This window comes from Marinobacter sp. KM021, from assembly GCF_050707965.1.
GTDB lineage: Bacteria > Pseudomonadota > Gammaproteobacteria > Pseudomonadales > Oleiphilaceae > Marinobacter > Marinobacter shengliensis.
On sequence record NZ_CP136129.1, the window covers coordinates 2,681,039 to 2,695,826 of the forward strand.

A 14,788-nucleotide genomic window follows, 5' to 3' on the forward strand; every position below is an offset into this window, starting at 1 on the left:
CAGGAGGTCGCGGAATGAAATCAGTACCCACGCTTTCCAGCGCCTTCCTGCACCCGGCCGGGCAATCTTTGCCGGAGCCGTTGCTGGCGCTGCGTAAACAACGGGCCAGCGCACTGGTGGACATGCCACTGCCGACCCGAAAAACCGAGAACTGGAAGTATTCCAGCAAGTACCTGAAGCTGGCCGACGATATGGCCATCTCGTTGCCCGCTGAAGGCAAAGGCGGCAACAGCCTGGCGGTACCGGGTTACAAGGTTGTTTTCAACAACGGTGTGATGATCCCGGAAGCCAGTGAATACCCAGACCTGAACGGCATTATCATCCAGAGCTTCAGTGACCTGGATGAAGACGATGCCAAGGCGGTGTCACTGCAACTGGGCAGCACGCTGGACCACGATCAGGCACAGTTCGCCCGCGTGAACGGCGCCCGCTTTGAGGACGGCCTGTTTATTCGCCTGGCGCCAGGTGCCGTGCTCGACCAGCCGCTGTTTGTGATCCACGAAACCACTGCCGATGCCAGTGGTTCGGCCTATCCGCGCATATACGTGGAAGCCGGTGCCAACAGCCAGATGACGCTGGTGGAGGAATACATTTCCAGTGGTGACGCAAGTGCCCTGGTTAACACCGTTACCGAATTCAACCTGGCTGATGGCGCCAACATCACCAGCATTCGCCTGAACATGGAAGGCGAAAGCGTTCAGCACATTGGCGCCACCGGTGTTCTGCAGCAGCGCAGCTCCCGTTTCGAAAGCCACTGCGTGGGCTTCGGCGGCCCGTTGCGTCGGCACGACCTGCAGGTTCGCCTGGAAGGTGAAGGGGCCGAAACCAAGCTTAACGGTGTGGTGGTTACCCAAGGCAAACAGCATTACGACAACCACACCTCCATCGACCACGTGGCCGCCCACTGCAACAGCGAAGAGACCTATCGCAACATTGCTGCGGACCAATCCCACGCTATCTTCAACGGCCGGATTCATATCCACCAGGACGCCCAGAAGTCCAACGCGGATATGAACAACAAAAACCTGCTGCTGTCTAACGGTGCAGAGATCGATACAAAGCCGGAACTGGAGATCTATGCGGACGACGTCAAGTGCGCACACGGCGCCACCATTGGCCAGCTGGATGAAACCTCGGTGTTCTATCTGGTATCCCGCGGCATTGGCCGCCGGCAGGCCAACGTGTTGTTGACCATGGCGTTTATCAATGAGCTGGTGCAGCAGATTCCGGTGGAAGCCGTGCGCGAAACTGCCCAGGCGCGGCTCAACGATTTCTTTGAGCAAACCTTTCAGGAGGCCTGAGGGCATGACTGACCTGTCCGTGGTAAAGAACACCAACTCCCCGGCGTTTGATGTAGAAGCCATCCGCCGAGACTTCCCGATCCTGGCACAGGAAATCAACGGGAAGCCGCTGGTGTATCTGGACAACGGCGCTTCGGCCCAGAAGCCGCAAGCCGTGCTCGATGCCATGGACCGCTATTACCGCAAGATGCATTCCAACGTGCATCGGGGCGCCCACACCCTGGGCGACCGGGCAACAGCTGCCTTTGAAGGCGCCCGGAAAGTGGTGCGTCATTTCCTGAACGCCCCCAGCACCAAAGAAATCATCTGGACCCGGGGCACCACGGAGGCCATCAACCTGGTGGCCAACGGCCTGGCTCCGCGCCTGAAAGCCGGCGATGAGATCCTGGTCAGTCATATGGAACACCACGCCAACATCGTGCCGTGGCAGATGATCGCCGAGCGCACCGGCGCCAAAGTGGTACCTGTGCAGGTGACCCCCGAAGGTGAGCTCGACCTGGATTCGTTCAACAGCCTGCTGAACGAGCGTACCTGCGTGCTGGCCCTTACCCACGTATCCAACGTGCTGGGCACGGTAAACCCGGTGGCGCCACTGATCGAACAGGCGAAGAAACAGGGCGTGATCACCCTGATTGACGGCGCCCAGGCCGTGCCCCACTTCAAGCCGGATGTGCAGGCGCTGGGTTGCGATTTCTACGTGTTTTCGTCCCACAAACTGTTCGGCCCCACCGGCATCGGTGTGCTGTATGGCCGTGCAGAACTGCTGGAAGAAATGCCTCCTTACCAGGGTGGAGGCGAGATGATTGAGCGGGTGTCGTTCGAGCGCACAACCTGGAACGTTCTGCCCTACAAGTTTGAAGCTGGCACCCCGGCAATTGCCGAAGCCGTCGGCCTTGCGGCCGCGATAGACTACCTGGACAGGCTGGACCGCCAGGCCATGGAAGCGGCAGAAAATGCCCTACTTATCCGTGCCAACGAACTGGTTGAGACGGTTCCGGGCATGGAGATTATCGGCACCGCGAGGCAGAAAGTACCGGTCATGTCCTTCAAGATTGCCGGCCTGCACCCAAGCGACATCGGCACCCTGCTGGACCAGCAAGGCATTGCCATCCGCACCGGCCACCATTGCGCCATGCCATTGATGGATTTCTACGGAGTACCCGGTACAGCCCGGGCTTCGTTTGCGTTCTACAATACGCTGGAAGAGGTCGAGAAACTGTTTACCGGCCTGCAAAAGATCCAGCGCCTGTTTGCCTGAGGAGGTGGAAACATGACAGCCGAAGTCTTCACCCCAAGCGATGTGAACGTGACCATGACCCCAACGGCGGTCAAACACGTTCGCAAACAACTGGATAAAAAGCCGGAAGCCAAGGGCATTCGCCTGGCCATCAAAAAGAGTGGCTGCTCCGGCTTCAAGTATGAAACCCAGTGGGTAGAAACCCCGGAATCCGATGACCGTATTTTTACCATCGACGGTGTGGATGTGTTCGTAAAGCAGGAACACCTGCCACTGGTGAATGGTATTGAAATCGATTTTGTTACTGAGGGCGTTAATTCCCTGTTCCGCTTCCGCAACCCCAACGCTACCGCGGAGTGTGGGTGTGGTGAGAGTTTTACGGTGGCATAAACAGAGGTCTTACAGAGCATGCAAGAACGGGAAGTTGTTCTAACCAAGCGCGAAGTGGAAGCCCGGCTGGTGCCTTCCGGTACGGAAATCATGATTCCGTCGGACACCTTCGTGACCATCACCCAGTCCCTTGGCGGCACCTTTACCGTCGCGGTGAACGGTAACCTCGCCCGTATTGAAGGCCACGACGCAGACGCCCTGGGCAAACAGCCCCTGGAAAGCAGCTTTGACACCCCGGAAGACGGCACCATCAACGAAAACCAGGTGTGGGAAGCCCTGCGCAACTGCTACGACCCGGAAATCCCGGTCAACGTGGTGGATCTGGGCCTGATCTATGAGTGCAAGATCGAAAACGGCACTGAACACGGCAATCACGTTTATATCCGGATGACCCTCACCGCCGCGGGCTGTGGCATGGGCCCGGTCATCACCAACGATGTGCAAACCAAGGTGGAGCATGTCCCCAACGTCGACAAGGTAACGGTTGAGCTGACCTTTGATCCGCCCTGGAACAACGATATGCTCACCGACGAAGCCAAACTCGAACTGGGAATGCTATGACCGCCAGCAAGGAACAATTTCTCGACAACCCTCTGGGGGTAAAAACCACCCTGGAAGACGTTCTGGACGCCTTTGAGTTTCTGGACGACTGGGAAGAGCGCTACGCCTACATCGTGGACCTGGGCAAACAGTTGCCGGCGTTCCCGGATGACGAGCGGACAGAAGAGAATTACGTGCATGGCTGCCAGAGTCAGGTGTGGCTGGTTCACCATCACGATGAGGACAGCGGCAAACTGTTCCTGCTGATCGACTCAGACGCCATCATCGTGCGCGGTCTGGCGGCCATTATACTGGTAGCCCTGAACGGCAAGACACCGCGAGAATTGTTGGCCACCGACATCGACGAACTGTTTGAACAACTGGACCTGTTCCGCCATATCTCCCCGACACGGGGTAACGGCCTGCGGGCTATGGTCGGGAAGATCCGGGACATCGCGGCGGCCGAAGCCGCCTGATCTCACCAGATTATCGCCATATCGTCCCTCTGGATATTCACCTGGCCACCGGTCACCGGCAGGCGACCGGTGCTGAAATCCGGGTGGACGTTATCCAGAGTAATGGACACCTTCGCATCCGTCAGCTCCGGTGTACCATCCAGTGAATCGAAATAGCGCTGACTACGGTAGATATTGAGCTCGTCGCCCGGCCGCAATCCGGCTGTCGCACCGGAAGCCAGGGTCACACGATTGCTCTCCACACGGGTCACCCGGGCCATGAACGGTTGACACGCCAGCGCATTGTTCACGGCTGTCGCCATGTCATCAATCACGCCTGACACCGCCTGCCCCCACTCCGATTTTTCAAAGCCGGCCGAAGCAAAGCCACCGGTGCCCGTGCCTTTCGGATCCCAGCGGGCAGAGGTTTCAAAGCGCTGACGAAACACTGGCGAACCGCTGAAGCCATCGAACACCATCACTTCTGCTTCAAAGCGGCGACTGGTATCCACCAGGCCAATGCCACGCTGCATGCGATTGACGATGGAACTGCCCCAGGCATTAGGGTCAGCCACACCGATATCCCTGATGACGCCAGACACCACAAACTGCGCGCCGAGCTCCCGGGCCAGTTGGACCACATTGGTCAGATGATTCGCCGCCAGATTCTGGCGCGAGGTCGGGGCGTCTGGCAAATCGCTGAAAAGTTGCAACGAGGTAGAGCCCAACACCTGCATTCTGCCCTGAGACTGCAAGCGGGCAATCAGTGCCTGCGGCAATTTCTCGCCGGCATCATCGAGCCCCGGGTTTCCTCCCTGCTGCGGCCGGACAATCGGAAATCCGGTCACTGCAACTCGCTTGCGCAGCCCGGAGGCTTCCCCGGCCTTACAGCTTTCGGTACCGGAAGCATCCGCCATCTCGGCCCGTACCACCACCCGCAAAAGGTTGCCGCTACGGTATTCATCCACGATGGTGGCGTTACGTAACTGGGCGGTGGCCGAAAGCCGGGTTCGGGACTGTGTCAGCTCACCGTTTTCAAGGGTATCCTGGGTGCTTACGCTGGCTTCGTACTGCAAAGCGAGATCACGCATGGCCGCCTGCCGGGCCTCGGCGCGGGCCTGGTCCAGATTGTTCTCCCGGATATTGGCATGGCCCACCCCCTCAAGCACAGCAGCACTGACCACGCCCGAGCAGGCCCACAGCAACAATAGAGCAATGGCTTTCATACGTCTCCCGCCTTCCGCCAGGGCATTAGCGGATTAATCCAGATAATAGAGTGACTGGGTGCGCCGGGTTTCCACATCCCCTACCCGGTCGTTCTGGCGCGGCATGGGGATCATACATTGATCCCGAACCTGATCATCCACCACCCGTGAAACGCACTCGCGAAACCTTGGTTCCAGCTTGAGCTCCATCACTGTCTCAATCACACCATCGCTATGCTCGTTCACCGCCACCATCCGTGCACCGCGTATATAACTGTCTACATAGGTGCGGAAGTTGTCATTGTTAACGACAAAATCATTCACCGTGGAGCTGCCGTAAATCACCGTACCGTATACCCGCTCAGCAAGGTTCCGATAGGCATCCAGTTGCGAAGCGCGCCGGGCCATCAACCGCTTTCGAGGATTTACGCGGTCTTCACGGACATCCTGGTAGGTGCCAAAACCACTGACCCGAACCGTGATGGGTTCAAATTCGGTACGGGTATCCTGCGACCTGTTCTGATAGCTGCCCACCGGCGCGCAGGCTGCCAATGTAAAAACCAGAACAGGCACGAGAGTCCATCGCAGTGTCATTATCTTGTCTCCGGAAAACACTTTTGCAGTACCCATGAAAAAATCACGCCAGCATCAGCAAACCAATGATGTTACGAACTTTTTACTGGATGACGATCTTTACCATACCGGCCAGCGGCAAATGTATGCCTCTGTTTACAGTTCGGGAACAAACCGTTACCGGTTGTGGGCTGAGTCTCGCGAAAAACTCATCTAACCTTTCAGGAACTTAATAGTTTGTCCCTGCAAAAAACAACTCAGGACTGTTCATGAAAACAAACCGCCTTTGCAAATTGTCCCTGGCCATCAGCCTTTCCATTGCCACCACCTCTGCCCTTGCGAGCCCGCAGGCTCCCATTTCGGCCCGCTCGTTCGCCATGGGTGGAACCGGCGTCGCCGTAGCACATCCCTCTGCTGCCCCCTTGGCAAACCCGGCCATGATGGCGGCGCCACAGCATGACTGGGCGGATGATTTCGGCCTGATGCTGCCTTCGGTCAATGCACGATTTGCGGATGAAGAAGAAGTTGTTGATCAGATTGATGATATTCAGGATGTGATTGATGAGTTCCAGGGACTGAACAGAACCTCTAACCCCGAAGAAGCACGTCGTCTCGCAGGTGATCTTCGGGAGCGTTTGAACAACTTTGATCGCGACACTGTTCGGGTCGATGCTGGCCTGGGCATTGCCTTTGCTATTCCCACGAATTCCATTTCAGTAGGCTTTGTGGCAGATGGCGCCATCAGGGCGACCGTCAGGGGCAAACTGGATCCAGATGATGATGCGTTCCTGAGGGAGCTCGAAACCGCTACTGCACTGGAGCTTGCCACTGCAGACCTGGACAGGGATCTGAAATCCAGGGGCCGCATTCTGGCGTCGGCAGTTGCTGAGGTCGGCATCAGCCTGGCCACAACCTTTGAGTTGAACAATGGCGAGCAATTCCAGTTCGGCGTCACCCCAAAATATGTCGAGCTTCGCACTTTCCAATACACCGAAACCGTCTCAGGTTTTGAAGACGATGACTTCGATAGTGACGAATTCGAAACTGAAAAAAGCGGCTTCAACCTGGACATCGGTGCCGCCTATGCCTTCGGTGAGAACCGCGAGTGGAATGCCGGTGTGGTGGTCAAAAACCTGATTCCGATGGAGCTGGACTCCGCACAGGCACGCCCGCTACTTGGCGAAGAGAAACGCACCCTCGAACTCAACCCCATGGTTACCGCCGCCATCGCCCACAAGAGCGACTACCACGTAGTCACCGCCGAACTGGACCTGACCAAGAAAAAAGCCTTCGGCTTTGAAGACGACACCCAATGGCTGGCTGTCGGTGCTGAATTCGACGCCTGGCGCTACGCCCAACTGCGCGCGGGTATCCGCCACAACCTGGCCAGCAACAGCGACAACGACGGTATTGAAGAAGATACCCAATTCACCGCAGGTCTGGGCCTGAATGTTCTCGGCGCGCGTCTGGATATTGGCGCCCTGTACAGCAGCGCTGATGTGGGTGCCGCGATCGAGCTTGGCACCGCCTTCTGATATCGCCATAGTCTCAAGTGCCCGGCCTGCCTCCGCAAGCCGGGCTTTTTTGTGACCAAAACTTTCTTTGCACCTGAAATTCACTGGCCGGGTTTGCCTACGGCAGACTGTGGCCGGATAATCTATTGATCTGCAACCAACTCACATAGCGAAGGAAACCCCAGCTCCATGCAAACCTATCTGGTAGGCGGCGCCGTTCGGGACAAACTGCTCGGCCTTGAGGTAAAGGACCGCGACTGGGTGGTGGTGGGCAGCACACCGGATGATATGCGAGCGAAAGGTTTCAAGCAGGTAGGGGCCGATTTTCCGGTATTCCTGCATCCGAAAACCGGTGAGGAATACGCCCTGGCCCGCACCGAACGCAAGCAGGGGCGGGGCTACCATGGGTTTACCGTATACAGCGCTCCGGATGTCACCCTGGAACAGGATCTGAAGCGCCGGGACCTGACCATCAATGCCATGGCAGAAACCGAAGATGGCGCGTTGGTCGATCCATTTCACGGTCACAGCGACCTTGAACAGCGAAAACTCCGCCATGTTTCTGAAGCCTTCGCCGAAGACCCCCTGCGCATTCTGAGAACCGCACGGTTTGCCGCGCGCCTGCAACCCATGGGCTTTACCGTATGCCACGAAACCAGGGCCCTGATGCAACAGATGGTCCGTGAGGGCGAGCTGGGGGATCTTGTCCCGGAGCGCGTGTGGCAGGAGGTTCAACGAGCACTGCATGAGCAAGCGCCCGGTGTCTTTTTCGATGTACTCAAAGACGTTGGCGCACTGGAGGTTCTGATTCCAGAGCTCGCCAGCCCGGACATTCTCCAGCACGGGCTTCAGGCCCTGCATTGCGTGCACAGGAAAAACGGCAACACGTCGCAGCGCTTCGCCGCATTACTGTGCGCCGTGCCGGAAGCCGCCGCTGTCGCTCGCGCAAAAGCCATGAAAAGCCCGAACGACTGCAAAGACATGGCGCACCTGGTCTGCCTTTACATGGAGCACCTGTGCGATCAGGGCCCGAAGGCCCTTGCGCCGGAGCAAGCTCTGGCGTTGTTGGAGAAAGCCGACCTCTGGCGCCGCCCGGAGCGTTTTATCCATTTGCAGGAAACCCTAGCCTGCACTGCAAACCCCGGCCAGTCAGACAGCCTTGACCGGCTCAACCTGGCCGCGCGATACGCCTCAGAGGTCAATCCGCAAGACCTGATCAAGCAGGGCCACAAAGGAAAAGCTCTGGGCGATGCAATCCGCAACGAGCGGCTGGCACGTATCAAACAGGCATTAACTACCTGAACGGAGGATTTGTGTATGGCTGCTCCCGTTGCCCTGATTACCGGCGCCGCCCACCGTCTCGGCGCCCGCACTGCAGAAGTGCTGCATGCCCGGGGCTGGAACGTAGTCATCCACTATCGTTCGAGGGCGGACCAAGCGGCCGAACTGGTGGACAAACTGAACCGGGAACGGTCTGACTCAGCCACCTCGATACAGGCAGACCTGACAGACATGGAACAGGTTGTCAGCCTGGCCAAAACCGCCTGCCAACATTGGGAGCGCCTGGATGGCCTGGTCAACAACGCCTCAGTCTTCTATCCCAGAACCACCGAAGACTCAGGTGAAGACGACTGGAACGCCATCATGGGCGCCAACCTGAAAGCGCCATTCTTTTTGCTCAAACACTGCCTGCCTGAGTTGAAGAAGAACAATGGGGCTGTGATAAATCTGATCGACATCTACAGTGAGAAACCGCTGAACGATCACCCCCTGTACTGCGCCAGCAAAGCGGGCTTGGCCGCCCTCACCCGATCCTGGGCCAAAGATCATGCCCCAGAAATCAGGGTAAACGGTGTATCGCCTGGCGCTATACTCTGGCCAGAGGGCGATGCCGCGATTGATCCAACTTATCAGCAGGCCATTCTGGACAAAACACCCCTGGCCCGTACCGGCAACCCCGACGACATTGCCGGTGCCATCGCCTACCTGCTATGCGATGCCCCCTTTGTGACCGGTCAGATTCTCTCCGTCGACGGCGGTCGCAGTCTGAATATGTAAATCACTCCCGGCAGGCTGAATCAACCCATACCTTGGTTGTTTTGGCCGAGCCAGGCTTTCCCGCTACAATGCTTGCCATCTTGTATTCACACGCCGGCAGGCATCGTCCTGATCCTGCCCTTTGCAACGGAGAATTCCCATGCGTGATGTCGTGATTGTTGCCGCAAAACGTACTGCTGTTGGCAGCTTCGGTGGCGGTTTGTCCAGCCTGCGGGCCGACCAACTCGGTTCCGCCGTGATCAAGGCGCTGATGGAAGAAACCGGCGTGGCCGGCGAGCAGATCAATGAAGTAATCCTGGGCCAGGTACTGACTGCCGGTTGCGGTCAGAACCCTGCCCGCCAGGCAGCCATCAATGCCGGCCTGCCAAACTCCACACCAGCGATCACCATCAATAAGGTATGTGGTTCCGGCCTGAAAGCGGTTCATATGGCGGTGCAAGCCATTCAGTGCGGTGATGCCGAGATGATTGTCGCTGGTGGCCAGGAAAGCATGAGCCAGGCGCCACACGTTCTGCCCAACAGCCGTAATGGCCAGCGCATGGGCAACTGGAGCATGGTCGACACCATGGTGAACGATGGCCTGTGGGATGCCTTCAACGATTATCACATGGGCATCACCGCCGAAAACATCGTGGAGAAGTACGGTATCAGCCGGGACGAGCAGGACGAATTCGCCGCAGCCTCCCAGCAAAAAGCCGTAGCGGCCCAGAACGCCGGCTATTTTGACGGCCAGATTGTTCCGATCACCATTCCCCAGCGCAAAGGCGACCCGCTGGTGATCAGTAAGGACGAATGCCCCCGCGACGGCGTGACCGGAGACAGCCTTGGCAAACTGCGCCCGGCGTTCAAGAAAGACGGTTCCGTGACCGCGGGCAACGCTTCATCCCTGAACGACGGTGCCGCCGCCGTGATGGTGTGCAGTGCCGAGAAAGCCAAAGAACTGGGGCTGACCCCGCTGGCCACCATCAAGGCCCACGCCAATGCTGGTGTTGACCCCACCATCATGGGTACCGGCCCGATTCCCGCCAGCCAGCGCTGCCTTGAGCGTGCTGGCTGGACGGCCGCAGAGCTGGACCTGATCGAAGCCAACGAAGCCTTCGCGGCCCAGGCCATCTCGGTCAACCGGGACATGGGCTGGGATACCAGCAAGGTCAACGTTAATGGCGGCGCCATTGCCATTGGCCACCCGATCGGCGCTTCCGGCTGCCGTATTCTGGTTACCCTGCTGCACGAAATGGCACGCCGCGACGCCAAGAAAGGCCTGGCGACTTTGTGCATCGGTGGCGGCATGGGCGTTGCCCTGGCAGTGGAACGCTAAGCCCGGTGCTGCACGTTGTACTCTATGAGCCGGAGATACCGCCCAATACCGGCAATATCATCCGGCTCTGCGCCAACACCGGCTGTCAGCTACACCTGATTGAACCGCTGGGGTTTTCCCTGGAGGACAAACAGATGCGCAGGGCCGGGCTGGATTACAGCGAGTACGCCACCGTGAAGATCCACCCGGATTACGCCAGCTTTCTGGAAACCGAGCAGCCTGCGCGACTGTTCGGGCTCACCACGAAAGGCAGCCGTCATTATCACGAGGCCGCTTTCCAGGATGGCGACTACCTGATGTTCGGGCCAGAAACCCGAGGGCTGCCGGCAGACGTTCGGGAAGCCTTGCCAGAACAGAATCGGCTGCGGGTACCCATGCGCCCGGAGAGCCGAAGCCTGAACCTGTCCAATACCGCCGCCCTGGTGGTTTACGAGGCCTGGCGGCAGACCGGATTCAACGGCGCAGTCTGAGCACTCCCGCTGGCAAGGGGAATGACCAGCGGATAGCCCTCAGGGAGTTGAATAACCCGAGTCCGATAGCCGTAAACCGCTTTCAATAGTGACGGCGTCAGGACCTCACTGGAGCCCCCTTCATGAAAGCAGCGGCCAGACTTCATGACCACCATTCGGTCTGCAAACTGAGCCGCAAGATTGAGGTCGTGGACGATGGCCAGCACGGCCACCCCGTGCTCCCTGGCCATTGCGCCTACCAGCTCCAACACCATCTGTTGGTGCGCGGGGTCCAGCGCCGACGTACACTCGTCCAGCAATAACAGTCGATCCTGTCGGGTATCCCATATCTGCCCCAGCACTCTTGCCAGCTGCAACCTCTGCTGTTCCCCGCCGGACAATCCCGGCACCAGTCGATGCCGCAAATGCTTGATCTCCAGGGCTTCCATCAGGATTTCTGCCACGGAATCCGCGCATCGGCGGGTTGCGGCCGGACGACCAAGGGCCACCACTTCCTCCACCGTTAGTGGGAAGTTAACCTCAACACTCTGAGGCATAATCGCCCGATGGCGTGCCAGCTCACCCGGGCACCAGCCACCAAGTTCGCGGCCTGCAAGTCGGATCCGGCCCCGGTACGGCAATTCTCCAGCCAGTGCTTTCATAAGCGTTGACTTACCCGCACCATTCGGCCCCAGCAGCATCAATACTTCACCAGCAGACACCGTCAGATTGATATCGCTGACAATCTCCGTTCCCGCTAGAGATACACTCAAGTTCTGAATTTCCAGGACCATCACATCACCTTTCTCCGCATGAGCAAACCCAGAAAAAACGGACCTCCGATCAGAGACATCATCAGCCCGATGGGCAACTCGGCGGGTGCAACAACAACTCGCGCGATGGCATCAGCCGCAACCAACAGGGTTCCCCCCATCAGCGCACTGACTGGCAACACCACTCGATGACTCGCTCCCAGCAGCTGCCTTACCAGGTGCGGCACAACCAATCCGACAAAGCCGATCAGTCCGCTTACGGCCACGGCTGCGCCAACACCTAGCCCGACAACCAGTATCGCAACCTTCTTAACGGTGGCTGTTCGATACCCCAAGTGGCCCACTACCGATTCGCCCAACAAAAACGCGTCCAGCGGTCTGGCCAGCCAGGGTGCTGCCATTAAAGCCAGGATCATGAAAGGTGCGCCCAAAACAAGATCGTCCCAGGCAGCGTGGCCAAGGCTCCCCATTGTCCAGAACGTCAGGGATCGTAATTCCTCATCGCTTGCGTAGAACGTCAGCAAACCGGTTGCTGCGCCCGCCACTGCGTTGATGGCAATACCCGCCAATAGAAGCGTTGCCACAGCGGTCTGGCCAGCACGACTGGCAATCCGCCAGGCCAGAATGACGGTGCCACTGCCGCCGGCAAACGCAGCCAGAGGTAACGCCCACTGTCCCGCCAGGGTCACCCAACCACCAAGGGCCGTCCCGCCAAGAACGATAACGGCAATGGCTGCCAGTGACGCACCAGCAGAGACACCAATCAGGCCAGGATCTGCCAGGGGGTTTCGGAAAAGCCCCTGTAGGATCGCGCCGGAAACCCCCAATACAGCTCCAACCAGAAAGCCGAGCAGAAACCGGGGTAACCGGACTTCCAACACAACCATAGCCGCTACCGGATCCGAAGCTTCCCGGCCAGCAACCACCTTGAGAATATCCATCAGTGCAAGGTCGTAGGCACCATTACCTATCGATGCCAGGGCCGCAACCGCCAGGAGAGCTCCCAGCAAAAAGAGCGCCGGCGCCAACGGCAAACGACCGGAATGGTCACGGATCATTGGCGGCTATTTCCCTTTGGCCGGGCAAGGCATCGTTAAGCGCCGCCATAGCTTCCGGCAAGCGAGGGCCGAAGCCGAGCAGGAACATACTGTCGGCCACCAGCCGATGCCCGGACTGCCATGCTTCAAGGCGCTCAACCTCTGGCCACCCCGCAATGTCGAACTGGCCCGGAGTGGATTCCGCAATCACCACCGCATCGGGGCGGGAAGCAAGAATCGCCTCCCGGTTGGCCGGTTTGTACCCTTTAATACCCTGGGCAGCATTTTCGGCCCCGATCAGTTCAACCAGCGCATTCGCTGCAGTATCCGACCCGGCCAACATAACCGAGTGGTTGCCCGCAGCGAGGATGAACAGAATTCTGGGCTGGTAATCACGGTTTCCGGTGTTCTGTTGAATCCGGCGGATATCCGCCTCTACGCCAGCCACCAGAGCCCGCGCTTCCTCGGTTGCCCCGAGCAGCTCGCCAACAGACAATATGCGCTCCAGCGCTGCCTCCGCGGTCCACCGCGACGGCAGTTGCGCAACCCGAACCCCGGCGCGCGCGAGGCGCTCAAGATTCCTGGCGGGCGCAGCCTGCTCTGAGGTAATCAGCATATCCGGCTTCAGTGCCAGAACGCCCTCGAAAGGCAAAGCGCGCAGATAACCAACCTTGGGCAACTCAGCCGTTTGCTCCGGATAACCGCTGGTGGTATCCACTCCAACCAGGCGCGACTCCTGCCCAAGGCGATAGACGATTTCGGTGATGGCTCCGTCTGCAGTCACCAGACGGCTCGGTTCGGCAAACACCGAGCCCGATGCCAGCGACAATCCAATCAGAATGAACAGGAGCCACCGCAGCCTCATGACAAAGCCTCAAGCGTTGCGACCTGTTCACGCCAGAGTTCGGATTCCGGAATGCCGGGTTTACGTTCACCAAAAACCGTCAGAACCAGTTCTCCGTCTCCATTGAAAGCTTCCACAGAGGTGATCAGGCCATCGGTGGACGGACGTCGTACCAACCACCAGCGTTTGATACCGTCGGTGTTAGCGTGCAGATTGAAGCCCGGATCCAGTACGTTCATCCAGGGGCCAGTGCGGCGAACATTTGTGACACCCCCGGTAAAGATCTGGACAATCCCGGGATTGCCGACAAAGAACATCGCCGGGCATTGGTTGTCTCTCAGCAATCCCAGCAACCGATCCAGCACATTCTGATCCCCTGACTGGAGCTCCGTGGCCCACTCACCACGCACCAGCTCGAGCGCTGTCAGGCGGTCAGCACCGGCACGCTTTAACAGGGCTCCAAAATGATGGACATCCTTGAGTTTCTCCCAGCCGGTGCGCAGCGCATCAACATCCACGGTTTCCGGGGACGAACGCTTCAATGTCTCTCGCCGGCCTACCGGTTTAAAGGCTTCCTGGCGGGCTGCTGTAAAGCGTTCAACCATTTTTTCCCAGGCATCAGCATCGGTCGTGTCCACTCGATAAATCTTGTGAATGGCCGTGCCGTACTGGTCGAAAAACTGAAGGCTCTCCCGTAGCCCAGACCGCACCTGCTCCAGTACCCGGTAGCCCCAGGCCCAGTGTTTGAAAAACACCCGTATGTCAATCTCTCCAACCGCCAGCCCCATAGCTCCAGAGCCGCCGACCGTGAAGTCTCTGAAGCAACCGGTAACTTCATGAACTACCTCGTTGTTGCGGGCAAGAATCATCACCGGTCCGACCTGCTCCAGGGCCCCAAGGATCTGACTAAACTCATTTACCAGTGGAACGACGGCATCACGCTCCCGGAGCCGTACAAGCTCCATTTCGCTGACCCCAAGCCGGTCTGCGACCTGGCGGATCCTGAGATTTGGCTCCTGTTGTCTTATGGCTTCCCATCGTGCCGGCAGGTTGTCCGGCACACCTACTGAATCGGTTATTGCCTGTTGCATGAC

Annotated in this window: 17 protein-coding genes; 11 read left to right on the top strand and 6 right to left on the bottom strand. The window is 58.5% G+C overall.

All coding sequences use genetic code 11. From position 1 onward, the window contains the following. The first annotated feature begins 14 nt into the window (after nt 1-14). From sufD to RVM24_RS12660, 5 genes are read left to right on the top strand one after another with little or no spacing between them, the layout of a single operon-like run. On the top strand, nt 15-1,301 hold the full coding sequence (sufD, locus tag RVM24_RS12640) for a Fe-S cluster assembly protein SufD (protein ID WP_431474124.1): 1,287 nt from the start codon (nt 15-17) through the stop codon (nt 1,299-1,301). Between the two features lie 4 nt (nt 1,302-1,305). Further along, on the top strand, nt 1,306-2,559 hold the full coding sequence (locus tag RVM24_RS12645; RefSeq protein ID WP_431474125.1) for a cysteine desulfurase: 1,254 nt from the start codon (nt 1,306-1,308) through the stop codon (nt 2,557-2,559). Nucleotides 2,560-2,571: 12 nt separating this feature from the next. Then, nucleotides 2,572-2,928, top strand: a complete 357-nt coding sequence (locus RVM24_RS12650; protein ID WP_011786597.1) for a HesB/IscA family protein — start codon at nt 2,572-2,574, stop codon at nt 2,926-2,928. Nucleotides 2,929-2,946: 18 nt separating this feature from the next. Then, complete coding sequence (gene sufT, locus RVM24_RS12655; protein WP_058090505.1) at nt 2,947-3,489, top strand: putative Fe-S cluster assembly protein SufT; 543 nt, start codon at nt 2,947-2,949, stop codon at nt 3,487-3,489. Further along, nucleotides 3,486-3,944: a SufE family protein gene (locus RVM24_RS12660; RefSeq protein WP_058090504.1), complete on the top strand. Its 459-nt coding sequence runs from the start codon at nt 3,486-3,488 to the stop codon at nt 3,942-3,944. The genes sufT and RVM24_RS12660 overlap by 4 nt, the downstream gene beginning before the upstream one ends. 2 nt (nt 3,945-3,946) lie before the next feature. On the opposite strand, the gene RVM24_RS12665 is transcribed toward RVM24_RS12660, so the two are convergent. Next, complete coding sequence (locus RVM24_RS12665) at nt 3,947-5,149, bottom strand: flagellar assembly protein T N-terminal domain-containing protein (RefSeq protein ID WP_230715812.1); 1,203 nt, start codon at nt 5,147-5,149, stop codon at nt 3,947-3,949. A gap of 33 nt (nt 5,150-5,182) precedes the next feature. Beyond that, nucleotides 5,183-5,722 carry an LPP20 family lipoprotein gene (locus RVM24_RS12670; protein ID WP_431474126.1) on the bottom strand — a complete coding sequence of 180 codons (540 nt, stop codon included), beginning with the start codon at nt 5,720-5,722 and terminating at the stop codon, nt 5,183-5,185. 34 nt (nt 5,723-5,756) lie between these two features. On the opposite strand from RVM24_RS12670, the gene RVM24_RS12675 reads away from it, so the two are divergent. From RVM24_RS12675 to trmL, 6 genes are all read left to right on the top strand, one after another. Continuing rightward, nucleotides 5,757-5,918 (top strand): hypothetical protein, encoded by a 162-nt coding sequence (locus tag RVM24_RS12675; protein ID WP_374813614.1) that lies wholly within the window; start codon nt 5,757-5,759, stop codon nt 5,916-5,918. Between the two features lie 52 nt (nt 5,919-5,970). Next, the gene (gene traF / locus RVM24_RS12680) at nt 5,971-7,236 is read left to right on the top strand and encodes a conjugal transfer protein TraF (protein WP_431474127.1); all 1,266 of its coding nucleotides are present in this window, start codon (nt 5,971-5,973) and stop codon (nt 7,234-7,236) included. A gap of 168 nt (nt 7,237-7,404) precedes the next feature. Beyond that, on the top strand, nt 7,405-8,517 hold the full coding sequence (locus tag RVM24_RS12685) for a multifunctional CCA tRNA nucleotidyl transferase/2'3'-cyclic phosphodiesterase/2'nucleotidase/phosphatase (RefSeq protein WP_431474128.1): 1,113 nt from the start codon (nt 7,405-7,407) through the stop codon (nt 8,515-8,517). A 15-nt stretch (nt 8,518-8,532) separates the two neighbouring features. After that, nucleotides 8,533-9,273: a pteridine reductase gene (locus RVM24_RS12690; RefSeq protein ID WP_431474129.1), complete on the top strand. Its 741-nt coding sequence runs from the start codon at nt 8,533-8,535 to the stop codon at nt 9,271-9,273. A gap of 139 nt (nt 9,274-9,412) precedes the next feature. Continuing rightward, nucleotides 9,413-10,591 carry an acetyl-CoA C-acetyltransferase gene (locus RVM24_RS12695; protein ID WP_058090498.1) on the top strand — a complete coding sequence of 393 codons (1,179 nt, stop codon included), beginning with the start codon at nt 9,413-9,415 and terminating at the stop codon, nt 10,589-10,591. 5 nt (nt 10,592-10,596) lie between these two features. Continuing rightward, a complete protein-coding gene (gene trmL, locus RVM24_RS12700) occupies nt 10,597-11,061 on the top strand; it encodes a tRNA (uridine(34)/cytosine(34)/5-carboxymethylaminomethyluridine(34)-2'-O)-methyltransferase TrmL (protein ID WP_061332976.1) in 465 nt (154 codons plus the stop codon). Here the strand turns inward: trmL and RVM24_RS12705 are convergent. Genes RVM24_RS12705 through RVM24_RS12720 form a run of 4 tightly spaced genes read right to left on the bottom strand, consistent with a single transcriptional unit; the run spans nt 11,019 to nt 14,785 of the window. Further along, nucleotides 11,019-11,834 (bottom strand): heme ABC transporter ATP-binding protein, encoded by an 816-nt coding sequence (locus RVM24_RS12705; RefSeq protein WP_061332977.1) that lies wholly within the window; start codon nt 11,832-11,834, stop codon nt 11,019-11,021. The two genes, trmL and RVM24_RS12705, sit on opposite strands and share 43 nt — an antisense overlap. Next, complete coding sequence (locus RVM24_RS12710; protein WP_431474130.1) at nt 11,834-12,871, bottom strand: FecCD family ABC transporter permease; 1,038 nt, start codon at nt 12,869-12,871, stop codon at nt 11,834-11,836. The genes RVM24_RS12705 and RVM24_RS12710 overlap by 1 nt, the downstream gene beginning before the upstream one ends. Beyond that, nucleotides 12,861-13,715: a heme/hemin ABC transporter substrate-binding protein gene (locus tag RVM24_RS12715; protein WP_068351437.1), complete on the bottom strand. Its 855-nt coding sequence runs from the start codon at nt 13,713-13,715 to the stop codon at nt 12,861-12,863. The genes RVM24_RS12710 and RVM24_RS12715 overlap by 11 nt, the downstream gene beginning before the upstream one ends. Further along, the gene (locus RVM24_RS12720) at nt 13,712-14,785 is read right to left on the bottom strand and encodes a hemin-degrading factor (RefSeq protein WP_431474131.1); all 1,074 of its coding nucleotides are present in this window, start codon (nt 14,783-14,785) and stop codon (nt 13,712-13,714) included. Before RVM24_RS12720 ends, RVM24_RS12715 begins: the two co-directional genes overlap by 4 nt. Nucleotides 14,786-14,788 lie beyond the last annotated feature (3 nt).

Bases quoted from the DNA above. Each gene is read 5' to 3' on its own strand.
- RVM24_RS12665 (WP_230715812.1), bottom strand. From the start codon at position 5,149: ATGAAAGCCATTGCTCTATTGTTGCTGTGGGCCTGCTCGGGCGTGGTC.
- RVM24_RS12675 (WP_374813614.1), top strand. From the start codon at position 5,757: ATGAAAAAATCACGCCAGCATCAGCAAACCAATGATGTTACGAACTTT.
- RVM24_RS12690 (WP_431474129.1), top strand. From the start codon at position 8,533: ATGGCTGCTCCCGTTGCCCTGATTACCGGCGCCGCCCACCGTCTCGGC.
- RVM24_RS12670 (WP_431474126.1), bottom strand. From the start codon at position 5,722: ATGACACTGCGATGGACTCTCGTGCCTGTTCTGGTTTTTACATTGGCA.
- RVM24_RS12710 (WP_431474130.1), bottom strand. From the start codon at position 12,871: ATGATCCGTGACCATTCCGGTCGTTTGCCGTTGGCGCCGGCGCTCTTT.
- RVM24_RS12650 (WP_011786597.1), top strand. From the start codon at position 2,572: ATGACAGCCGAAGTCTTCACCCCAAGCGATGTGAACGTGACCATGACC.
- RVM24_RS12660 (WP_058090504.1), top strand. From the start codon at position 3,486: ATGACCGCCAGCAAGGAACAATTTCTCGACAACCCTCTGGGGGTAAAA.
- RVM24_RS12705 (WP_061332977.1), bottom strand. From the start codon at position 11,834: ATGGTCCTGGAAATTCAGAACTTGAGTGTATCTCTAGCGGGAACGGAG.
- sufT (WP_058090505.1), top strand. From the start codon at position 2,947: ATGCAAGAACGGGAAGTTGTTCTAACCAAGCGCGAAGTGGAAGCCCGG.
- RVM24_RS12645 (WP_431474125.1), top strand. From the start codon at position 1,306: ATGACTGACCTGTCCGTGGTAAAGAACACCAACTCCCCGGCGTTTGAT.
- RVM24_RS12695 (WP_058090498.1), top strand. From the start codon at position 9,413: ATGCGTGATGTCGTGATTGTTGCCGCAAAACGTACTGCTGTTGGCAGC.
- RVM24_RS12715 (WP_068351437.1), bottom strand. From the start codon at position 13,715: ATGAGGCTGCGGTGGCTCCTGTTCATTCTGATTGGATTGTCGCTGGCA.
- RVM24_RS12720 (WP_431474131.1), bottom strand. From the start codon at position 14,785: ATGCAACAGGCAATAACCGATTCAGTAGGTGTGCCGGACAACCTGCCG.
- sufD (WP_431474124.1), top strand. From the start codon at position 15: ATGAAATCAGTACCCACGCTTTCCAGCGCCTTCCTGCACCCGGCCGGG.
- RVM24_RS12685 (WP_431474128.1), top strand. From the start codon at position 7,405: ATGCAAACCTATCTGGTAGGCGGCGCCGTTCGGGACAAACTGCTCGGC.
- traF (WP_431474127.1), top strand. From the start codon at position 5,971: ATGAAAACAAACCGCCTTTGCAAATTGTCCCTGGCCATCAGCCTTTCC.